Consider the following 22,760-nt stretch of genomic DNA (forward strand, 5'->3'; position numbering starts at 1 on the left):
ATCGGTAGCCCTTTTTTATAATTTAATAAATATATATTATGAAAAAAATTATATTTTTAATTCTGTTTTTCTTTTCATTAGCGGTTTCTGCTCAACAGCAAACGGTTACTTATAGTATTAATCCAGCTACTTTCGAAGAAACAACATCCATAACTATTACCATCAATGGGAACAGTATAGATGAAGCCGCTTGGGGAGTAACTGGAAATGCTTTGTACCTTTGGGCTTGGGCTTTTGATACCAATGATACTACTCAAAAAGGAACTCCACTTAATGGTTCTTGGAATGCATCTGATGAAGCAAGCAGATTTACTTATAATATAGGACCAAATACCTATACTAAAACCATTACTCCTACAACGTACTACAATACAACCGGAATAGGAAAAATAGGTTTTTTGATAAAAGCTAAGGACGGAACGGGAGATAAAAAATCGCAAGATATTCTGGCGGAAGTAGGTACTTTTCAAGTATCTCTAACTGCTCCATTACAAAATAGTTCAACAATAATTGCCTCTGGAGGAAGTTTGAATATTGCTGCAAATAATACCGGTGGGAATGCTAGTTATAACTTAAAATCAAATGGTACTAGCATTAATAGTAATGGTGCTACTGCCAATTATTCGTTTAATCACACCGCTATTTCAGGGAATCAAAACTACGAATTGGAAGTTACCCAAGGAACTACAACCATAGTTAAAAAGTTTACTGCAATTGTTGATCCGGTAACGGTTTCGGCGGCAATGCCTTCTGGATTATTGGATGGAATAAATTACAATGCCACCGATGCAACAAAAGCAACTTTAGTTCTAGACGCACCGTTGAAAGACTTTGTTTACATTGCAGGAAGTTTTAATAATTGGCAACCAGATGGGAACTATGCCATGAAAAAAGATCCAGCCACGGGTAAATTCTGGTTGGAACTTTCAGGTTTAGTCTCAGGAGCCAACTATAGTTATCAATATTGGGTGGTAGATGCTACGCCTATTTCAGGGACACCATCTTTGGTAAAAACAGCTGATCCTTATTCGACTCTGGTTTTATCGCCTTTTGATGATGCTGGTATTCCAGCGGCAAGTTATCCTAATCTTCCCGCTTATCCAGTGGGACAGGAAAGAGAAGTTACAGTATTGCAAACTGGGCAATCGCCTTACGCATGGAGTACTTCAACAACTAATTTTGTAAAACCGGAAAAGGAGAAATTAGTGGTTTATGAATTATTGGTAAGAGATTTCAATGCAGGAAGAACCTACCAAAGCGTCATTGACAAAATGGACTATTTCAAAAATTTAAAAATAAACGCCATTGAATTATTGCCGGTAATGGAATTTGAAGGAAATGAAAGTTGGGGTTATAATACTTCTTTTCATATGGCTTTGGACAAGTTTTACGGTACTTCAAGCAAGCTAAAGGAATTGATAGATGTATGTCATCAAAATGGAATTGCCGTTATTCTTGATGTAGCTTTAAATCATGCATTTGGACGAAATCCAATGGTTAGAATGTGGATGAACGATCCTGACGGAGACGGATGGGGTTCGCCATCTACTGAAAATCCGTATTTTAATACGGTCGCAAAACATACATACAGTGTAGGGGAAGATTTTAATCATGCTTCTGATTTGACAAAAAACTACGTAAAAAGAGTTATTAAACAATGGGTTCAAGAATATAAAATTGACGGTTTCCGTTGGGATTTGACCAAAGGTTTTACACAAAATTGTACTGCCAGTGATGAGTCTTGTACTTATTCTTATCAAGCAGACCGAGTTGCGATTCTAAAAGATTATGCTGATTATTCTTGGAGTTTGGATCCTTCGCATTATACTATTTTTGAACACTTGGGTAGTGACACCGAAGAAAAAGAATGGGCAAATTATAGAGTAACTGAAACACCAAGCAAGGGAGTAATGATGTGGGGAAAAATGACCGATCCTTACAATCAATTGACTATGGGGTATAATTCACAAAATGATATTTCTAGAATGTATGCTTTTAATCACGCGGGCTTTACTGCAAATCGTGTGATGGGCTATGCTGAAAGTCATGACGAAGAACGTTTGATGTATAAAAATATACAATATGGTGCTAATTTGAATGGGTATAATGTTAAAACACCCGCAACTGCGCTTTCTAGAATGTCGGCTTTGGGAGCAGTTACCTTACTGGTGCCTGGCCCAAAAATGATTTGGCATTTTGGTGAATTAGGTTGGGAAACTTCTATTTTTAGTTGTAATGATGGCAGTGTAAATACTTCTTCAGATGCTATTTCAGGGGATTGTAAATTAGATACCAAACCACAACCACAATGGACAAATAATTGGTTAGGCGATGCGAATAGAAATAAAATTTATACAGATTGGGCAAAAATGATTACGATGAAAATTGCGGAACCTGTATTTTCAGGAACGGCAACAATAAGTAGCTCTTCGTTAACTCCAACTATTAAATTAACGAACGCATCCTCTTCTTCACAACTTAAAGATGTGTTGGTACTGGCTAATTTTGATTTATCTACGCAAAATGTTCCTACCGGTTTTCCATATACTGGAACTTGGTATAATTTGATGGATAATTCTGAGATTACTGTTACGGATGTTAGTGCTGCGATTGCAATTCCAGCTGGTGATTTTAGAATTTACGGTAATAAAGTGGCAAACTTAGCGATTGCTAATTATGAAAAAACCAATACCGTTCATTTGTATCCAAATCCTGCGTCGAGTTATTTTACTTTAAATACAAATACGACTAAAGTCCAAGTTTATTCTATTAGTGGACAGTTGGTAAAAAGCTTCGATGCTATTCATTCTAAAGACACTCCGTTTGCGATCAGCGATTTGAGTAAAGGACTTTACATAGTGAAAGCATGGAATGAAAACAATGAAGTTGAAGTGATGAAATTTATAAAGGAATAATGTTTGGTTTGATTTCTGAAAAAGCTGTCCCTCAAAAGGCAGCTTTTTTTATGCAAAAAAACTGCTCCATAAATGAAGCAGTTCTCAACTACAAATTAAAAAACTAAGAATTATATTTTACCGTTTTTTATTTCTTCCACAATTTCTGGATTCAATAAAGTGGAGGTATCGCCAAAATTCGAATAGTCGCCTTCGGCAATTTTGCGCAATATTCTACGCATAATTTTACCGGAACGTGTTTTAGGCAAACCAGATACAAATTGAATCTTATCCAGCTTGGCGATAGGCCCAATTTGATTAGAAACTTGTTGATTGATTTCCTTGCTTAGATTTTCTCTATCGCGATATTCCCCTGTTTCTTTTAGAATAACAAATCCATAAAGGGCATTTCCTTTTATATCATGAGGGAAGCCTACAATCGCAGACTCAGCCACTGCAGGATGCTCGTTTATAGCATCTTCAATAGGAGCGGTTCCCAGATTATGTCCTGAAACAATAACTACATCATCTACTCTACCCGTAATTCTATAATAGCCTACTTCATCGCGCAATGCTCCGTCGCCGGTGAAATATTTGCCTGGAAAGGCAGAAAAATAAGTTTCTTTATAGCGTTGATGATCACCCCAAATGGTTCGGGCAATTCCAGGCCAAGGATATTTAATACATAAACTTCCGACCACTTGATTACCTTCTATTTCATTTCGTTTTTCGTCCATTAGCACAGGCTGAATTCCGGGCAATGGTAAAGAAGCATATGTTGGTTTTGTTGGGGTTACAAAAGCTATTGGCGAAATCATTATCCCTCCTGTTTCGGTTTGCCACCAAGTATCCACAACGGGGCATCTTTTATCTCCAACATGATCATTATACCAATGCCAAGCTTCTTCATTGATGGGCTCTCCTACGGAACCAATCACTTTGAGAGACTTTAACGGAAATTTTTGCACGTAATCTAAGCTTTCTTTTGCCAAGGCACGAATCGCTGTTGGTGCCGTGTAAAACTGCGTTACTTTGTGCTTTTCGATTATTTCCCAAAAACGACTGAAATCAGGATAAGAGGGAACGCCTTCAAAAATTACAGTGGTTGCGCCATTCAATAAAGGTCCATAAAGAATATAGGAATGTCCGGTAATCCAGCCGATATCAGCGGTACACCAAAAGACGTCATTTTCTTCGTAATTGAATACATTTTTGAAAGTATAAGCCGTATAAACCATATAACCTGCTGTGGTATGTACCATTCCTTTTGGTTTTCCGGTAGAACCAGAAGTGTAAAGGATAAATAAAGGGTCTTCGGCATCCATGATTTCGGCTACATTATTATCTGAAGCCTGGTCCAAAAGAGGTTGCAGCCATTGGTCACGACCTTCTTTCATATTTATCGAAGAATTTGTTCTTTTTACTACTAAAACGTTCTCTATGCCAGGACAACTTTTTAAGGATTCGTCAATGATGCCTTTTAAATCAATAGTTTTATTGCCGCGATAACCACCATCTGAGGTGATGACCATTTTACAATCGCAATCGTTTATTCTTGTCGAAACTGCCGAAGCCGAAAATCCTGCAAAAACTACCGAATGTATGGCTCCAATTCTGGCACATGCCAACGTTGTTATCGCTAATTCAGGAATCATTGGTAAATAAATACAAACACGATCTCCTTTTTTTATGCCTTGTTCACGAAGCACATTTGCCATTTTGCAAACCTGTTGGTGCAACTCATTATAGGAAATATGCAAGGCTTCTTCGTTCGGATCATTTGGTTCAAAAATGATAGCCGTTTTTTCTCCTTTTTTAGCAAGATGTCTGTCGATACAGTTTTTCGTAATATTTACTTTGGCATCAACAAACCATTTTATTTCAGCTTCAGCCATATTGAAATCGACAACTTTATCCCATTGTTGGTACCAAGTGAAGTTTTCAGCAGCAATTTTGTCCCAAAATTTTCTTGGCTCACGAACTGATTTTTTATATTCTTTAAAGTATTCTTCTAAATTATTGATTTTATAACGGCTCATATTGTATGTATATATTTAGTTATTTTTAATTTTTATTATAAATTCCAATTTCATATTTTTTTAATACGGTATCAATTTCACCAACAATACTTTCGTCGTCAATTGTTGATGGGATTTGGAAGGTTTCCCCATCTGCAATGCTGCGCATTAGTTTTCTGAGGGTTTTACCCGAGCGAGTCTTTGGCAATCGTTCCACAATTACTACATTTCTTAACGATGCAACAGCGCCAATTTGTTGACGAACTAATTTTATAATCTCCTGTTCTAATTGAAAATGTTCTATGGCATCATCTAATTTGGTTACTACTAAAGCCAACGGAGTTTGACCTTTCAAAGCATCATTTATTCCAATTACGGCACATTCCGCAACTGAATGATGGGAAGCAACAATTTCTTCCATTTCGGCTGTCGAAAGCCTATGTCCGGCAACATTAATCACGTCGTCCACTCTGCCGGTAATAAAAATATAATCTTCTTCATCTTTAAATCCTCCATCTCCAGAGAAATAATAACCTGGGAATTTATTTAAATAACCCGCTTTAAATCGGGGATTGTCATTCCATAAATCCATTAATGTTCCGGGAGGCAACGGTAATTTTAGCACTACATACCCTTCTTCATTTGGTCCTAATTCAGTGCCGTCTTCGCCAAAGATTTTGATGTCAAAGCCACAAACTGCTTTTCCTACTGATCCTGGTTTTATAGGTAAATATTCAACGCCCATCATATTGGCAATCATTGGCCAACCAGATTCTGTTTGCCACCAATGATCAATTGCCGGAACAGGAATGTGTTCTAAATACCATTCTAAGGTGGCAACATCACAACGTTCTCCTGCCAAAAATTGAGTTTTCAACGAACTCAAATCATATTGTTTTATAAAATCTCCGTTAGGGTCTTCTTTTTTTATGGCGCGAATCGCTGTTGGCGCGGTGAACATGGTGTTCACTTTGTGCTCGTCAATTATTCTCCAAAAAGTACTGGCATCAGGAGTTTTGATTGGTTTTCCTTCAAAAATGATGGTGGTGTTTCTATTGATTAATGGACCGTAAACAATAAAACTATGTCCAACCACCCAGCCCACATCTGAAGCTGCCCAAAAAACTTCATTTTCTTTTACACCATAAATATACTGCATCGAAAATTTAAGCACAACGGCATAACCTCCGGTATCTCGTACAATTCCTTTTGGTTTTCCCGTTGTTCCTGATGTGTGGAGTATGTATAAAGGATGTGTTGCACTCACGGGTACACAAGGCGTTTCTTCCGATCCGTAAACTAAAGCATCATAATCAACATCATATTTTTTAAACGGAACTCTTGCTCCTAATTTTCTATTGAAAACGATCACTTTTTTAGGACTGTGCGAAGCCAGTTCAATTGCTTCGTCTACTAATGGTTTGTACGCGATTAATCGGTCAATTTCAATTCCTGAGGAAGCAGTTATTATCGCCCTAGGTTTGCAATCATCAATTCGAATGGCCAATTCATGTGGTGCAAATCCTCCAAAAACTACAGAATGTGTCACGCCGATCCTAGCACAAGCGAGCATAGCAAACGCGGCTTGTGGAATCATTGGCATATAAATAATTGCAGTGTGTCCTTTTTTTAAACCTAGTGAGAGCATTCCTCCGGCGAGTTTTGCTACTTCGGTTTTTACTTCAGAGAATGTATATTTTTTTATGGTTTGCGTTACTGGAGAATCATAAATAAGAGCCACTTGGTCTCCAAAACCATCTTGAATATGCTTGTCTAAAGCCAAATAACAAACATTCAATTCTCCATCTTTGTACCAGAGTGGATATCCATTTTCATCCGTGGACAAGGTAACTTCTGGTTTATTATACCATTCGATCGCATTAGCTTGTTCTGTCCAAAAAGCTTCGGGCTCGTTAATACTTTTATTGTAAAATTCGGTGTAGTTCATTTGTATGTTGTTGTAGTTAAATTTCTTTGTTCTAATGCTAAAATTGAATAACTAAAAATCTAATTTCTTAGATTAATTCTTGTACTTGCTCGACTAATTTCTTGACCGAAAAGGGCTTGACTACATATAAATTAGCACCTAGAGAAAGTCCTTTCTCAATGTCTTTTTCTTTGTTTTTTGCCGAAAGGAAAATTACTTTGCAATGTTGCAACCTTTCGTCTTTTTTAATTTGTTCCAATGTGGCAAAACCGTCAACCATCGGCATCATTACATCGAGAATAATAACGTCCGGAAGTTGTTTTTTCAAGATATCTAATGCTTCTTGTCCGTCACGAGCTATGAAAACTTCGAAATTGTTCTTTTTGAATGTGTACTCAAGTGACATAACAATATTTGGTTCGTCATCTACAATTAAAATTTTTTTCATCTTTTTAATGATTTTCAGTAGTATTATAATTGGGTAATGTGAAAATAAATGTGGCTCCATTGCCTTTCGTATTTTCAGCCCAAATGTTTCCTTTATGATGTTCTATAATTGACTTGCAAATGGCCAATCCTAAACCGCTTCCAATTGGTTTTTTTACATTTTGATTTCGTGATTGATAGAATTTATCAAAAATGGCTTCAAAATCTTCTTCCTTAATTCCTTTACCATTATTGTGAATATGGACTTCTACAACCTCCTTTTTTTTCAATATCGCAATAGTAATTTTTCCTTCTGTTTCTGAACAGAATTTTATGGCATTGGACAATAAATTATGAATAACTTGAATGATGCGTTCCTCATCATAAAATGCTTTTATTTCTTTGGAAGACTCATCGAATTCAACACTTATGTTTTTGTTTTTAATCAATTGTTTCAATGAAGCCAAAGTGTTTTTTATGGTTTTTGAAATGTTGTTTTTAGAAAGATAAATTTTTTGTTTCCCTGTTTCGAATTTCTCCAAATCGAGAATTTTGTCAATTAAGCGATTCAATCTATCCGATTCGGAAATGATATTCAGCAAGAATTTTTTTCTCAATTCCTCTGGAATATCATCGTCGTCATGCAGGATTTCGCTTGCTGCACGAATGGCGGTTATTGGTGTTCGCAATTCATGCGTAACCGTATCGAGAAATTCGTCTTTTTGAATGTCTTTATTAACCAATTCCTGATTGGCATTTTTTAGTTGGGTCGATATTTTTTTTAATTCATTGGAAGTGTCTGTCAGTTTCTTGTTAATGATGATGTTTTCTTTGGATTCTTCGAGAATTCGCAGAACTTCTGTCAGGCTGATTTTGTCTTCTTTTACTACACTTGATATTAAGATTTTGGCGGAAGCCGTACCAATATGTCCAGTCAATAAATTCTCGGCAAATTTTATAAATCGAGCATCGGCAGTGGTGATGTTTTTGTCAATGTTGTATTTCAAATTGAAAATCGCCAAGGCTCTTTTTGTTTTTTCTTCGCCTAGAAATCGTTGTAATACTTTTTGAATATCAGATATATAAGCGGTTCCTTTCCATACAAATGCATTTTCGTGATTGGTAATGTATTTATCAATATCCACAAACATTTCGGCGTAATTGCGTTCTCTATAATTTCCACTGAAACTTACAGAAATTGCAGCATAACTGATAATATTAAAAAACAAACTCCAAAAAACAGCTTGCGGAATAGGTTCTAAATAATCCAATCCAAAAAGCTGAAAGGGTTTGAGCAATGCAATTCCCCAAGGACCTTCCTGAATAAACAGGCTGGATGATTTTGAAAGTCCTATAGCATAGGGCATTAATAAGGTGTAAAAACAAATTAAAAAACCAATGATAATTCCCGTTATTGCTCCTTTTTTTGAACCTCTTCTCCAAAACAATGCTCCAAAAAAGGAAGGTGCCAATTGCGCAATCACAACAAAAGAAACTAAGCCGATGGAAACCAATGAATAATCTAAAATGAAAATGCGGTAGATGGCATACGCCAAAATAATGAGTGAAAAAATACCTATTTTCCGACTGTTAACGATTCTTTTACGGTTTTTTTCGGGTGATTTATTTTCCAAAGAACCCACGAAACCATAAGGAATTAACAGGTTGTTACTGAGCATAGTCGCCAAAGCAATCGAGGAAACAATAATCATTGATATGGCGGCAGAAAATCCTCCGAGAAATACTAAAACGGTCAAGAAGTTATTGTTGAAAAATTGAGGAATCAATAATGAATAGGTGTCAGAATTGAATCCCTTTCCCTGAAAAAGAATATTTCCTCCCCATGCAATTGGGAATACAAAAATATTGAACAGCAATAAATACAATGGAAAAAGCCACATCGCTGTTCGAATATGAGTTTCTTTATTGTTTTCAACGATGGCAGTGTGAAACTGTCTTGGTAAAAGAAAAATAGCAAACATTGACAAAATGCAGAGGAAAAACCAATTGATTGCGCCCGTTAAATCTCCGATGGAATTCTTCTTGTCGAAATTTTCAAGAACAGAAGCTTTGGTGTAAATGTCTCCAAAACCATCGTAAACAAAATAGGTCACGTATATTCCAATGATTAAAAAGAAAACTAATTTCAAGATGGATTCCATTGCCACCGCTGTTACAATTCCGCGTCTTTTTTCGGAAGCATCAACATATTTTGTTCCGTAATAAGAGGCAAATAAAGCCAAAGCAAGGCAAACATAAGTGGTGGTATCCGTAAAGATATTGTCACTCGATTGGGTTTTGGTAACAATATGAAAAGTATCTGAAATCGATTTTAATTGTAAAGCGATGTAGGGAACGATTCCAAAAATGCAAATCATGGTAACCAACGCGCCAAGGAATCTACTGTTTCCGTATCGTAAAGAAATAAAATCGGCAATACTGGAAATTTTATTTACTCTCGAAATTCGGATAATTCTCTTGAGGATAATCATCCAAGTGGGGATAATTATTATTGGCCCTAAATAAATAGGTAAGTAGCTTAAACCTGAGTTCGCTGCCACACCGATGCTTCCATAGTAAGTCCAAGCAGTGCAATATACCGCTAACGAAAAGGAATAAACGTAAGGGTTATTCGTCCATTTTGAATGGCTTCTTTTTTCGGCCCAATAGGCGATGTAAAAAAGAATGGACACATAAAGTCCTAAAATCAATAAAAGTCCTATGCTACTCATAATATCTTTTTATGATTAGGTAGGAGATGGCAATTGAAAACAACCATGCCGAGAAAATGTAGATGTACACTATTGGTAATCCAAAAAGTGGTTTAGAACTGTCAAATAAAAGCAAAAGTGGTATGTTCAAAGCTAATAGCATTAGCATTGAAAGTATAACCAACTTTTGTTCGTGTCTTTTTTTCATCGAAATAGAAATAAGCAATCCCTACAAATAAATGTAGAGATTGCGTATTATAAAATTTAATTAAGCATTATTTTTTTTCATCGTAATCACCCATTAAGGAATAATAACCAAAGGTTCCTAATCCTAAAACGATTAAAGGAGTAAGTATAAAAAGGATGATAATTCCAAAGACTAAATCGTCTTGTTTGCCCGACATAAATTTTGGTAGTCCAAAAGTGAAGATGCAAAAATAGGCTGCTGCAATTGCTAAGGCGATCCAAACCAATCCTAAAGCTCTTTTTATCTGATTCATAGCTGTGTTTTTTTTAAATGTGAGCGTTTTTATCTTTATTCTTAATATAAATCATTCCAATTACAAAACAGACTGAAGCTATTACGATTGGATACCAAAGTCCTTCTAGATAAAATTCAGCATCTCCGGCATCTTTGGCATGAGTTACAAAATAGGTGGATATCGCAGGAAGCAATCCCCCAAAAATTCCGTTTCCTACGTGATAAGGCAATGACATAGAGGTATATCTGATTTTTGCAGGAAACATTTCAACTAAGAATGCCGCAATAGGACCGTAAACCATTGTTACAAATAATACCTGTATGAATATTAAAAATATTAAAGTCCACTTGTCATCCCAATTAATATTAATAGTTGTTTTGGTTTCAATCTTTGGTTTTCCATCTACAATCTTGGCAGTTCCATTCTCTAAAGATACCGTTTTTACTTCAAGAAAGGTGGTTCCGTCAGTATACTCTTTGTTTGTAGTGTAGATAGAATCCATAGTTTGTTTCTTGTTCTCCTTTAATTCAGCTACCAGTTTTGTATTAGCAACAACTTCTGTTTTGTTTTTTATTGAAGTAGTCTCATACATTTGTTTGTAAATAGGTCTGTATAGTAAAATAGCCAGTAACATTCCGCCCATCATAATGTATTTTCTTCCCACTTTATCACTCAACCAACCAAAAACAATGAAAAAAGGCGTTCCCATAATTAATGCAATTCCCAGTAAAGTGTCTACTTGAGAAGAGTCTATTGACATAACTGTTTTCATGAAACTCATTGCGTAAAATTGGCCAGTATACCAAACAACTCCTTGTCCCATTGTAGCTCCAAATAAAGCCAATAAAACAAATTTCAAGTTGTAACGATTTCCAAAACTTTCTTTTAACGGATTAGTACTGGTTTTTCCCTCTGCTTTCGCTTTAGCAAATACAGGAGATTCATCCATGTTTTTTCTAATCAAATAAGAAACTCCAACCATGATGATCGAAACCCAAAACGGCACTCTCCATCCCCAAGCATCAAATTGTTCTGGTGTAAGAATGTTTCTGGTTGCTAGAATAACCATTAAAGAGATAAACAATCCAACAGTTGCCGTGGTTTGAATCCAAGAAGTCCAATATCCTCTTTGTCCCACGGGTGCATGCTCTGCAACATAAGTCGCTGCGCCACCGTATTCACCGCCCAGCGCAAGACCCTGAAGTAAACGAAGAATCAAGACTAACAAAGGTGCCATAAATCCTATCGTTTCATAACTCGGGATACATCCTATTAAGAAAGTCGCTCCGCCCATCAATACTAGCGTTACCATGAACGTATATTTTCTTCCTATTAAGTCACCCAATCTTCCAAAGAAAAGAGCGCCAAATGGTCGAACCACAAATCCGGCTGCAAAAGTTGCTAAGGTTGATAAGAAGGCCGCAGTAGGATTATCGGAAGGGAAAAACTTCGTTGAAATTACAACAGCTAAACTTCCAAAAATGTAGAAATCATACCATTCAATCATTGTGCCCATGGAGGAAGCGGAAATAACTTTCCAAATTCCTTTTGTTGATTTTTCTTTCATATATTGTTATTTTTTAAAATTGATTAAAGATAGATTTGGAGTTGAACTATGAAATCACCTTTTGATCCAGAGATATTAGAGGGAGTAGTGTAAACAGGTCTAGTTGAATATTGAGCTGTGATTTTAGCATGTTGTCCATCGAGAAAAAAGTTAGATCCAAGGTCAAATTGGGTACTTGATTTATCCAAAGCGTCGAAGTTTTTATAAGTAAAAGCTCCAAATGGCTGAATTCGTACTTTAGGTTTTGCTACTTTGCTCGGTAATAAAATCCCTGCTTGTGTGTACCAAATATTTCCTGATCCAATGGTAGCTTGTGCATTTCCAGGTCCAGCCAATGCTTTGTTTCCTGTGAAGTTTGGGTCGACAGAACCAATATTCATAATGGCTACATTACGTAAATAATTTGGGCCGAAATCATAATCATAGAAAACACTGTATCCGGTTAGTGCCATTTTATTTTCTTTTTTGCCAATAGGCAAATCAAGGAAAACATCAGCTGCAAAAAGATTAATGTTATGTTTGCTAATGACATTGTTCACGGAAGATTTTGTTGCGTCAGGCGCGGTGTAAAAACCAGCACCAATGTTGAATACTTTTTTAGTTCCCAAATAGCTGCCTACTTTATAAGGCAATAAATTAGCTTCTTGATCTAAAAATTGATATTCGAAATAACCGGCTTTAGACCATTTTGTATTGCCGCTATTATCCACTGCGATTGCATTATCAGCCGAAGTTACATTAGTAGGAACTAAGTTTGTCGCGTATGGTTTGTTGTAACTTAAACGGTATTCTAATTTGCCATACTTACCTTTAGCAAATAAACCCATTTGTCTGGCAAATTGATCGGAGTTTTCTATTAATGGCCAGTTGAATATAGGTGCGTCAATGGTTAGGAAATTCAAAGTAGATGCCATTGTTTCTCTGGATAGTCCCATGTAATAATGTAAACCACCTCCAAGCGACAAGCTAAATTTTTTGTCTTTTTCCGGTAAAACTAATGCGTATTCATTCCAGGCATCATGAAAAAATAGCCCTGGTTTTTTGCCAGCACCGTATCCGCCGGTTCCGGAAGTTCCTGCTGCTCCACCATTAGTAAAGGTTTGATTGTTTATACCAAAATGGGTTACAATCATGTATCTTTTTGATATTTGCGAATACGCGAGAAAACGCAAACGTCTGTTTCCAATATCAGTTCCGGTTGAAGCTGATTCTCCTCCAATCATTGTTCCAAGGTTCATTTGGCTGGAACGGAACCATATTTGGTTCCATACTATAAATCGCATGTATTTTGAACCGTCCTCGTTCAAGTTGAATTTCATTCCAGCTCCATAATCTGGAGAGCCTTGTGAAAAACCTTTCAAAGATAAAAGCAGTATTGCTGCTAATAAATAAATTTTTTTCATAATAAGTTAAAGTTTGGTTAGCGGAAATGGTTAGTTTCAACACTGCCAAATTCTAATTTTTTGTTTATAAAAAAAATTAAGTAATATATAAGTGTAAAGTAGTATAGTTAATCTTTAAATCGCTCCCATTTTATAAGCATAAACTTATCACCAAGCTCGGTTATAATCATACCGGCTCCCGACAATAATTCTTTGTTTTTAATATATTCGACCAGTTCTAAATGGTTAAAAATCTTATAGGTAGGGTGGTAATTAGCGTGGGAAGGTTTTTTTATGTTAAAGGTCTTTACCCAATTGCTGACCGTAACATGCGAAACCCCGATAATGCGCTCAATTTCTCGATAACTCAGGCCTTCGAGATATAATTGCAGTGCTTTAGTAACATAGTAATCGTCTATTTTTTTTCCAATTTTATTTACCGTAAAAAAGTACTTGCAATTTTTGCATAAGTACCTTTGTTTGCTATTGATTATGCCGCTTTTTACAATATGATTATTTTGGCATTTCGGACAGGATAAAATCTCCATATATATAAATTTTGCATAAATATAGTAAATTAGCAATTATTATTTTTAGAATTTCACAAAAAATTGCAATAATATTTACGAAACCCTTATATATATTGAATAAATTATTTAATATTCCTAAAATGGCTGTGGTTTTCACAATGTGTTTCTAAGCGCTAGAAAGCTTTTATTGTTTGCTAAATCCCATTGTTTTTTAAATGCTGATGGTCCAATAATGAAAAACCATCTTTGAATAACGCCCATTAAAAAAATAAAGGGCTTAGCTTTTCTCAAAGACTAAACCCTTTTGTTATGTTGATTCTGTTTTTTTTTAAAGTGAGTGAAATTTATTCTAAGCCTTTTAAAATTTCACCGTTTGCATGAACTACTAACTTGCGCACTTCATTGTTTTTTTTGATTTTGAGATGATATTGTTTCTTGATAATGTCGCCATTTTCCTGTGTATAAAGAAATTTATCGTTGATGATTACCCAATCTGGAAATTCCTTGTAAATGGAGTAAATCACTTTACTGGGAAGTCGTACGTTTTTGTAATTTTCGACAACGCGTGTTAATTTGCCGTTCTCGTTATAAGTTGCTGCTAAAGACCCGTTTTGGGTTTCCATAGTAACTAAATAGGAGTCATACCCTTCGTAGTCTTTTCCAAGGTTGTAACTAATAAATTTCTCTTGAAGATTCCTGACACTCGCATCAGGGTTTTTATCGGTTAGGTAGACTGAAAAATCTTTTCCTGCACGTCTAATTACCACTTCCGGTAATTGCTCTGTCCTAAGATTTTCTTCTTCTACCTCATTATTTTTTGTGTCTTGGGAATAAGATGTACTTAAACACCCAAAGAACAATAAGCTTATTATAAATGCTTTCATGATATTCTTTATTAATTTAGTATTAAATAGGTATCTTGAATTTTAAAGTAAATCAAAAGGCATTTAATTTCTTCCCCTTTTTGTTTTGTTAACTTACTTTATGTGTTACTAAATTGTTGTACGAATCGTGTTGACATAAGTTTAATTATTGATGATTTTGTCAGGTAAAATTACGATTTTCTAATAAGGTTTGCAGTTAATAAAATCCATTTATTCTGTTAATATTTGTCAAGTTATGTGGTTTTTTTTAATAAGAAAAGATGTATCGTAGAAAATGGAGTTTCAACGGTACCCAAGAAAATGGATTATTTGAATCGAAGATATATTAGGTGCTAAAGGGGGTTGAATATTGCAGCGGGAATTTTTGATAATAAAAAAAAATCTTCCGCGTTATATATTGCAAAGGTTCTTGAAATTTGTAAAAATTAGGAATATTTACTTCTGATTTTTAGATATTTAATTCTGTTTTTAATAGATTAAAATTAGTTAACTAATTGATAATCAAGTAATATTTTATTATTTGAAAAATTTAGAGTATATTTGAATAAAGACTTTTCATTTTTGGATTCTTGTATAAAGTATTAGTCTAGCCGCAATTTATTTCACAACAATTTAAAATAGGATATATGAAAAAGTTAAATATTATTTGGGTAATGGTGCTCGCTTTTGCGCTAAACATAGCGCCTATGTTTGGACAATCGGACGCTAAAAAGAGTAAAATTATTGCCGACAGCAAGAATGCAAAGGCTGAATTCATTAAAGCAGATCCTCTGTTGAAAGGACTTTTTGAAAAAGCCGCTGGATATGCCATTTTCCCTAATGTGGGCAAAGCAGGATTCGGTATTGGAGGTGCAGCGGGTAATGGAGTGGTTTACGAACGTAATACACTTGTCGGGATGGCAAAATTATCTCAACTCAGCATAGGATTTCAGGCAGGAGGACAAGCGTATCGCGAGGTAATATTTTTTGAGTCTAAAAAAGATTTAGAACGGTTTAAAGGAAGTAAATTCGAGTTTTCCGCTCAAGCTTCGGCAGTAGCGGTGACGGCTGGAGCCTCCGCAAATGTAAAGTACGCCGAGGGCGTTATGGTGTTCAGCATGCAAAAGGGTGGGCTCATGTACGAGGCATCAGTAGGAGGACAGAAGTTTAAATTTAATAAATTATAAGAAATTTTTTGTAACCGACAATCAACGAATGTATGACTAGTTGAACGCAATATCATTGCAATTTAATAAGATGTTTAAAAAAAAGGAGCTAATTGCTCCTTTTTTTGTGATATAATTAGGCGGTAAATAACAACTTAATCATCTTTTAATTACTCAAAGTTTTGATTTTTTAAAATAGAATCTCCGGCCTAAACACTTATGGTGAGCCAAGGACTCATCAATTACGTGGTCTCTCTAGATATAAAACGTCTTGGTATAGAAGGTTCTGGAATAATTTCACAATAAATCCGGATAGATTTTTAAAACAAAAAACCCGAATATTTCTATTCGGGTTTTAAAGTGGTACCTCCAGGGATCGAACCAGGGACACATGGATTTTCAGTCCATTGCTCTACCATCTGAGCTAAGGTACCGCGCTATTGCGGGTGCAAATATAGAATCATTTTTAGTATATCCAAAACATTTTTTTAAAAAAATCAATTCGTACCTTCGCAACATCAAAATATAAATTATGATTTTAACTATTGATGTAGGGAATACCAGAATTAAAGGCGCTGTTTTTGAGGGTGATACTCAAATCGATACTTTTTTTTTTACCAAAAATGACTTTCAAAAAAAAATTAAAAATATTTTAAAAACACACCAAAAAATAACACATTTGGTAGTTGCGTCTGTTGGAGATGTCGAAAAAGAGTCTTTTTTGGAGTTTAAAAAAGAGGTAAATGTTCATTTTATATCAAATGAGGATCCTTTTCCTTTTTTCAATGATTACCAAACCCCGCAGACTTTAGGAATTGACCGGATGGTTCTCGCTGCCGGAGCGACATTGCAATTTCCAAATCAAAACAGGCTAGTTATTGATGCGGGAACTTGTGTTACTTTCGACTTTATAGATGAAACTAATAAATATCATGGCGGTGCAATTGCTCCAGGATTGCGATTGCGTTATGAATCATTACATAATTTTACTGCTAAACTACCTTTGTTAACATTAGAAACTCCTAAAGATTTAATAGGGAAATCAACATCGGAGTCTATTCATTCGGGAGTTGTAAATGGTTTGGTTTATGAGATTGATGGTTTCATAGAGGAATATAAGGCACGGTATTCAAATTTTATAATAATTTTAACGGGTGGAGATACAGATTTTTTGGCTAAACGATTAAAAAATACCATATTTGCCAATTCAAATTTTCTTCTAGAAAGTTTGAACCAAACATTTCAATATAAAATCAAAAATGATTAAAAAAATTATAATAAGCGCCTGCTTGCTTTTGTCACTTGTATCCTTCGCTCAAGAAGGAACTTCTTCACCTTATTCTTTTTATGGTATTGGTGATATCAGATTCAAAGGAACGCTTGAAAATCGTTCGATGGCAGGAGTGGCTGTGGAGCAAGATAGTATTCATATTAACTTAGAAAATCCAGCCAGTTATTCAGGCTTGAAGCTTACAACATTTGCATTGGGTGGAACTTATGGAACTAAAAGCTTAAAATCTAATACAGGTTCGGCAAATACGCGAAGAACGACTTTGGATTATTTAGCTGTTGGTTTGCCTTTAGGGAAATTTGGTGTTGGTTTTGGATTGATTCCCTATTCTTCTGTAGGATATAAAATTGAATCATTGTCTTCAATAGATGGCCAAACAAACAAGCGTTTAAGCGGAACTGGTGGTTTGAATAAAGTATTTTTGGGAGTTGGTTATAAAATAGCTCCTAATTTTAGTATTGGTGCTGACGTTCATTATAATTTTGGTAAAATTGAAACCACTAGTTTGGAATTTATCACCAATGTTCCAGTTGGTACTCTTGAATTGAATTCCGCGGAATTGTCTGGAGTGAATTTTAATATTGGAACGATGTACCAAGCTAAATTAAATAAAAAACTGACTTTATACAGTAGCTTAAATTATACAGTGGAAGGTAATATGACCTCAAAAAACACAAGAGGAATAGCAACAGTGGTTTATAATTCAGCATTTAATGTGTCGGTTGTTGATGCTCTTGCAGATCAAAAAACTCAAACAGACGTCAAATTTCCTAGCAAAATATCCTTTGGTGCCGGAATAGGAGAGGCTAAAAAATGGCTTTTAGGTGGTAAAATTTCGTATCAGAAGAATTCAGGTCAAGAAAACAGTTATAATAAAGCAAGTAATGTTGGCTATGGTAGGTATGGTAGCGTGAGCATTGGTGGATATTATATTCCAAACTATAATTCGTTCTCAAACTATGCTCAAAGAATTGTCTATAGAGCAGGTTTGAAATATGAAAAAACAGGCTTGGTGATTAATTCACAATCGGTAAATGATATGGGATTAACACTAGGGTTTGGATTGCCAATAACAGGTAGTTTCTCTAATGTAAATTTAGGTTTTGAATTAGGCAAAAAAGGAACAACAAATGCGAATTTGGTTCAAGAAAATTATGCTAACTTTAGCGTAGGTTTTTCACTTAATGACAAATGGTTTGAAAAACGAAAATTCAATTAAAACTTTATAAGTAAATTTAATTACATTGCTTTCTCAAGCACAGCGTATGACTTTACTAAAAAAATATATAATCCTACCAGTAGTCACAGTTTTTGCTGTGACTCTGTTTTTTAGTTGTGAAAGCAATTTTAAAGAAGTGCAGAAAATTAATTTTTCAGATTTTGTTCCTGGTGGAGATGCAGATAATGTAAATCTAAAATACACGGATTCTGGGTTGATTAAATCAATTTTGGTAAGTCCGAAAATGTTAGATTTTTCCAATGTTGATTTTCCTTTTACCGAATTTCCAAAAGGAATTGATGTGACTTTATATGATAATAAAGGAAAAAGAACGTTTATAACTTCCAAGTATGCGGTTTCCTATAAATCGACAAATATTATTGATTTACAGGGAAAAGTAAAGATTAAAACGGATAACGGACAAACAATGGAAACGGAACAGCTGTACTACGACCAAAAAAACGAATGGTTTTTTACCGAGAAAAAGTTTAAGTTTACCGATCTGAAAGGTTCTTCAAACGGTCAAGGAATTGATTTTAGTAAAGATTTCAAAGTAATCAATTCACAACGAATCACTGGCGAGTTCCAATCGGCTGAATAATTTTATAAATACCAATATGACTTTCTTAAAATACATACCCTATTTTTATTTGATTTTCGCAATTATCTTTATTTATGATGGCGTTACAAAACTTAATGATCCTGCAGCAACACCTTACTTGAGTTTTGGGATCGCGGGAGTGGCAATATTTATGTTTTTCTTTAGAATGAAATTTGCTAAAAAATTCGAAGACAGAAACAAAAAATCCTAAATCATGGAAATTAGTATCATAATATTGTGTTTAATACTATGTGCCTTTTTTTCAGGAATGGAAATTGCTTTTATTTCTTCCAATAAAATTTATCTTGAAATAGAGAAAAAACAAGATAATTTTGCCTCGAAAATACTAACAAAACTTACCGAAAAACCATCTAAGTTTATCGCCGCTATGCTGATTGGGAACAATATTGCATTGGTAATATATGGGTTTTTCATGGGTGAATTGTTGATGCGGTGGATAGAATCCTTTGGTTATCACCTGTCCAGTTTGTTAGATTTATTAGTGCAAACCGTTCTTTCCACCTTGATCGTTTTAATTACGGCAGAGTTTCTACCTAAAGTCTTTTTCCAAATTTATGCCAACACATTAATAAAGTTTTTTGCTATTCCGGCGTATGCTTTTTATGTTTTGTTCTATTTTATTTCTACTTTTTTTATCTGGGTTTCTGATTTTGTTTTGAAAAAATTCTTCAAAACCGAAGGAGATCAAGTGCAGCTTTATTTTAGCAAAGTGGAACTTGGGAATTACATTACGGAGCAAATGAGTACCGTTGAAGATAACGAGGAAGTTGATTCTGAAATACAGATGTTTCAAAATGCTTTGGAGTTTTCAGGGGTGAAGGCCAGAGACGTAATGAGTCCCAGAACTGAAATCGCAGCCATTGATTTACATGATTCGATCGAAGAGTTGAATAAATTGTTTATTGAAACTGGGTATTCAAAAATTGTCGTGTATAAAAACTCGCTTGATGATATTGTAGGGTATGTGCATTCATTCGATTTATTCAAAAAACCAGTAAGTATCAAAGAGATTGTAATTTCAGTAGAATTTGTGCCTGAGACTATTTATATCAAAGACGCAATGAATTTACTTACCAAAAAGAGAAAAAGTGTTGCCGTTGTTATTGATGAATATGGTGGTACGTCCGGAATAATTACGCTCGAAGATATTGTGGAAGAACTTTTTGGTGAAATAGAAGACGAACATGATTCAGAAGAAGAGCTAATTGAAAAAGAATTAGGAGATGACAAATATCTTTTTTCGGCTCGATTTGATGTGGAGTATTTAAATCAAACCTATAAACTTCATATTCCGGAAAGTGATTCTTACGGTACACTGGGAGGATTTATAGTTGATTCTACGAAAGAGATTCCTCATAAAGGAGCTGTAATTACCATTGGATTCTTTCATTTTGTTATAGAAGAGGCCACGAAACAGAAAATTGAATTGGTTAAAATGACCGTAAAAGAGTAATTTATTTTGCAATTTATTTTTTTTTGCAAAATAAAACGTTACTACTATAATTATTAATTAGATAATTGTATTTTCGCAAACTATATATAAAATTAACAACAATAAAAATGGCAGTTTTATCAAAAATTAGACAACGTTCCGCTTTAATGATTGCAGTTATCGCATTAGCTTTATTTGCATTTATCATTGGTGATTTATTCAAAAGCGGTAGTTTCAATAGTACATCAAAAGATGTAGGAAGTATCAATGGAAAAGATATTGCTTTCGAAGATTTTAGAATCAAAGTAAGCAATGTTGAGAAAAGTGGTCAAGGGATTACTTCCACAGCAGCGGCAAATAGAGTTTGGGATCAAGAAGTTTCTATAGCTTTATTGTCTTCAGAATTTGATAAATTAGGATTGAGAGTAGGTGAGAAACACATATTGGAAGTTTTAAAATCAGATGAAAATATTGGTAAAAACCCATTATTTTTGAATGCAGCAGGTATATTTGATATTGCTAAATTTAAAGAATATTTTAAATCAAATCCTGCACAGTCTCAATACTTGAAAGACAGAGAAAAAGATGCTGAGTTGAATGCTAAATATCAAATGTACAATACTTTGATTAAAGCGGGTATTTATACAACTGAAAGCGAAGGAAAATTGAAATATGAAATGGAAGCCAACAAAGTAAATTTTGCTTACGTTGCAGGTTTGTATTCTACTATTAAAGACAGTGATGTAAAAGTGACTGATACTGAGATTGTAGATTTCATGAAGAAAAATGAGAAAAAATACAAAGCAGACGAATCTCGTGAAGTAGAGTATGTTTTGATTGAAGATAAAGCTAGTGCAGCAGACGAAAATGAGGTTAAATCTAAAGTAAACGGATTGTTATCTGGAAGAGTGGTTTACAACCAAGCAACTGGTAAAAATGATTCTTTGCCAGGATTTAGAAATGCAACTAACACCATCGAGTTTGTTAATTCAAATTCAGATGTTCCTTATGATTCGACTTATATCGCTAAAAAAGATTTGCCAGCTGTAGATGCCGATCAATTGTTTAACTTAGCTCCAGGGGCTGTTTATGGTCCTTATATGTTTGGAAAATACTATTGTATTTCTAAATCTATGGGAATGAAAGCTGGTGTAAATGCAAAAGCAAGTCACATTTTGATAAGCTATGAAGGAACACAAGTTCCTAATAAAAAAGAGAAAAGAACAAAAGAGGAAGCTAAAGCTAAAGCAGAATCTATATTAGCTCAAGTAACTGCAAATCCTGACAGTTTCCTTATGTTAGCTTTTACAAATTCTGATGATTCTTCAGCGCAACAAGGCGGTGATTTAGGTTATTTTGGTCAAAACCAAATGGTAAAACCATTCAATGATTTTGTTTTCAGTGGCGGAATAGGAAAAGTTGGTTTAGTGGAAACGCCTTTCGGATTTCACATTATCAAGATTACAGATAAACAAGACGGAATTCGTTTGGCTACTGTAGCTCAAAAAATTGAAGCATCAGAAGTAACTTCAGATAAAGTATTTACAGAAGCTACTAAATTTGAAATGGACGCAACTGATAAAGATTTTGGTAAAATTGCAAAAGACATGAAACTTACAGTAGCAGCTCCTGTTACTTTAAAAGCGATGGACGAAGCTTTTGGTCCTTTAGGAAATCAAAGATCTATTGTTAGATGGGCATTTGAAAATGACACTAAAGTAGGTGCAGTAAAAAGATTTGAAGTGGCTAATTTAGGTCACGTAATTGCAAGACTTAAAAATGTAGATAAATCTGGTTTGGTAGCTGTTGCTACAGCTAGACCTTATGTAGAGCCAATTCTTAAAAACAAGAAAAAAGCAGAATTGATCAAAGCTAAAATGACCGGAACTTCATTAGAAGCTATCGCAAAAACGGCTGGGACTACTGTTCTACAAGCATCTGGTTTAACAATGGAAAATCCTGTTTTAACAGGTGTTGGTCAAGAACCAAAAGTAGTTGGAAATGCATTTGCATTAGCGGCGAACAAATTATCTGCTCCAATTGAAGGTAATGCAGGAGTTTATGTTGTGAAAAACATCAGCACTGTAAAAGCGCCAGCTATGAAAAATCATGCTCCGTATGTTGCTAAGTTAAAATCACAAAGCGCATCGGATGTGAACAGAGTTATTCCAGCTTTGAAAAGCAGTGCTAAAATTGAAGACAACAGAAAACAATTCAATTACTAAACTAA

The 22,760-nt window shown here is 34.8% G+C and carries 18 protein-coding genes and 1 tRNA gene; 8 read left to right on the forward strand and 11 right to left on the reverse strand.

Annotation, left to right across the window (positions count from 1 at the left end; all coding sequences use genetic code 11):
- The first annotated feature begins 38 nt into the window (after positions 1-38).
- Positions 39-2,915 (forward strand): alpha-amylase family glycosyl hydrolase, encoded by a 2,877-nt coding sequence (locus IWX84_RS01145; protein ID WP_196848914.1) that lies wholly within the window; start codon positions 39-41, stop codon positions 2,913-2,915.
- Positions 2,916-3,025: 110 nt separating this feature from the next.
- On the opposite strand, the gene acs is transcribed toward IWX84_RS01145, so the two are convergent.
- From acs to IWX84_RS01195, 10 genes are all read right to left on the reverse strand, one after another.
- Positions 3,026-4,933, reverse strand: a complete 1,908-nt coding sequence (gene acs, locus IWX84_RS01150) for an acetate--CoA ligase (protein WP_196848915.1) — start codon at positions 4,931-4,933, stop codon at positions 3,026-3,028.
- 25 nt (positions 4,934-4,958) lie between these two features.
- Entirely contained in the window at positions 4,959-6,860 is a 1,902-nt protein-coding gene (locus IWX84_RS01155; protein WP_196848916.1) for an AMP-binding protein, read from the reverse strand.
- A 67-nt stretch (positions 6,861-6,927) separates the two neighbouring features.
- Complete coding sequence (locus IWX84_RS01160) at positions 6,928-7,287, reverse strand: response regulator transcription factor (protein ID WP_196848917.1); 360 nt, start codon at positions 7,285-7,287, stop codon at positions 6,928-6,930.
- Positions 7,288-7,291: 4 nt separating this feature from the next.
- On the reverse strand, positions 7,292-9,997 hold the full coding sequence (locus IWX84_RS01165; RefSeq protein WP_196848918.1) for a sensor histidine kinase: 2,706 nt from the start codon (positions 9,995-9,997) through the stop codon (positions 7,292-7,294).
- Positions 9,990-10,184: a hypothetical protein gene (locus IWX84_RS01170; protein WP_196848919.1), complete on the reverse strand. Its 195-nt coding sequence runs from the start codon at positions 10,182-10,184 to the stop codon at positions 9,990-9,992. The genes IWX84_RS01165 and IWX84_RS01170 overlap by 8 nt, the downstream gene beginning before the upstream one ends.
- Before the next feature lie 67 nt (positions 10,185-10,251).
- Positions 10,252-10,476 (reverse strand): DUF6814 family protein, encoded by a 225-nt coding sequence (locus tag IWX84_RS01175; RefSeq protein ID WP_196848920.1) that lies wholly within the window; start codon positions 10,474-10,476, stop codon positions 10,252-10,254.
- 13 nt (positions 10,477-10,489) lie between these two features.
- A complete protein-coding gene (locus tag IWX84_RS01180) occupies positions 10,490-12,025 on the reverse strand; it encodes an MFS transporter (protein ID WP_196848921.1) in 1,536 nt (511 codons plus the stop codon).
- A gap of 23 nt (positions 12,026-12,048) precedes the next feature.
- Complete coding sequence (locus tag IWX84_RS01185; protein ID WP_196848922.1) at positions 12,049-13,428, reverse strand: porin; 1,380 nt, start codon at positions 13,426-13,428, stop codon at positions 12,049-12,051.
- Between the two features lie 107 nt (positions 13,429-13,535).
- On the reverse strand, positions 13,536-13,955 hold the full coding sequence (locus tag IWX84_RS01190) for a helix-turn-helix domain-containing protein (protein ID WP_196848923.1): 420 nt from the start codon (positions 13,953-13,955) through the stop codon (positions 13,536-13,538).
- 326 nt (positions 13,956-14,281) lie between these two features.
- Complete coding sequence (locus tag IWX84_RS01195) at positions 14,282-14,821, reverse strand: hypothetical protein (protein WP_196848924.1); 540 nt, start codon at positions 14,819-14,821, stop codon at positions 14,282-14,284.
- A gap of 626 nt (positions 14,822-15,447) precedes the next feature.
- Between IWX84_RS01195 and IWX84_RS01200 the strand changes: the two genes are divergently transcribed.
- A complete protein-coding gene (locus IWX84_RS01200; protein ID WP_196848925.1) occupies positions 15,448-15,987 on the forward strand; it encodes a YSC84-related protein in 540 nt (179 codons plus the stop codon).
- Between the two features lie 340 nt (positions 15,988-16,327).
- Here IWX84_RS01200 and IWX84_RS01205 read toward each other — a convergent pair.
- Positions 16,328-16,400 (reverse strand) — tRNA-Phe (locus tag IWX84_RS01205).
- Positions 16,401-16,498: 98 nt separating this feature from the next.
- On the opposite strand from IWX84_RS01205, the gene IWX84_RS01210 reads away from it, so the two are divergent.
- From IWX84_RS01210 to IWX84_RS01235, 6 genes are all read left to right on the forward strand, one after another.
- Positions 16,499-17,233 (forward strand): type III pantothenate kinase, encoded by a 735-nt coding sequence (locus IWX84_RS01210; RefSeq protein ID WP_196848926.1) that lies wholly within the window; start codon positions 16,499-16,501, stop codon positions 17,231-17,233.
- The gene (locus IWX84_RS01215) at positions 17,226-18,476 is read left to right on the forward strand and encodes a hypothetical protein (RefSeq protein WP_196848927.1); all 1,251 of its coding nucleotides are present in this window, start codon (positions 17,226-17,228) and stop codon (positions 18,474-18,476) included. Before IWX84_RS01210 ends, IWX84_RS01215 begins: the two co-directional genes overlap by 8 nt.
- Before the next feature lie 46 nt (positions 18,477-18,522).
- Entirely contained in the window at positions 18,523-19,077 is a 555-nt protein-coding gene (lptC, locus tag IWX84_RS01220; RefSeq protein ID WP_196848928.1) for an LPS export ABC transporter periplasmic protein LptC, read from the forward strand.
- Positions 19,078-19,093: 16 nt separating this feature from the next.
- A complete protein-coding gene (locus tag IWX84_RS01225) occupies positions 19,094-19,288 on the forward strand; it encodes a hypothetical protein (protein WP_196848929.1) in 195 nt (64 codons plus the stop codon).
- A gap of 3 nt (positions 19,289-19,291) precedes the next feature.
- Positions 19,292-20,551, forward strand: coding sequence for a hemolysin family protein (locus IWX84_RS01230; protein ID WP_196848930.1), 1,260 nt, complete (start codon positions 19,292-19,294; stop codon positions 20,549-20,551).
- A gap of 107 nt (positions 20,552-20,658) precedes the next feature.
- Positions 20,659-22,755 carry a peptidylprolyl isomerase gene (locus IWX84_RS01235; RefSeq protein ID WP_196848931.1) on the forward strand — a complete coding sequence of 699 codons (2,097 nt, stop codon included), beginning with the start codon at positions 20,659-20,661 and terminating at the stop codon, positions 22,753-22,755.
- The last annotated feature ends 5 nt before the right edge of the window (positions 22,756-22,760 follow it).

Origin of the sequence: Flavobacterium sp. CG_9.10, from assembly GCF_015752245.1 — a bacterium.
GTDB lineage: Bacteria > Bacteroidota > Bacteroidia > Flavobacteriales > Flavobacteriaceae > Flavobacterium.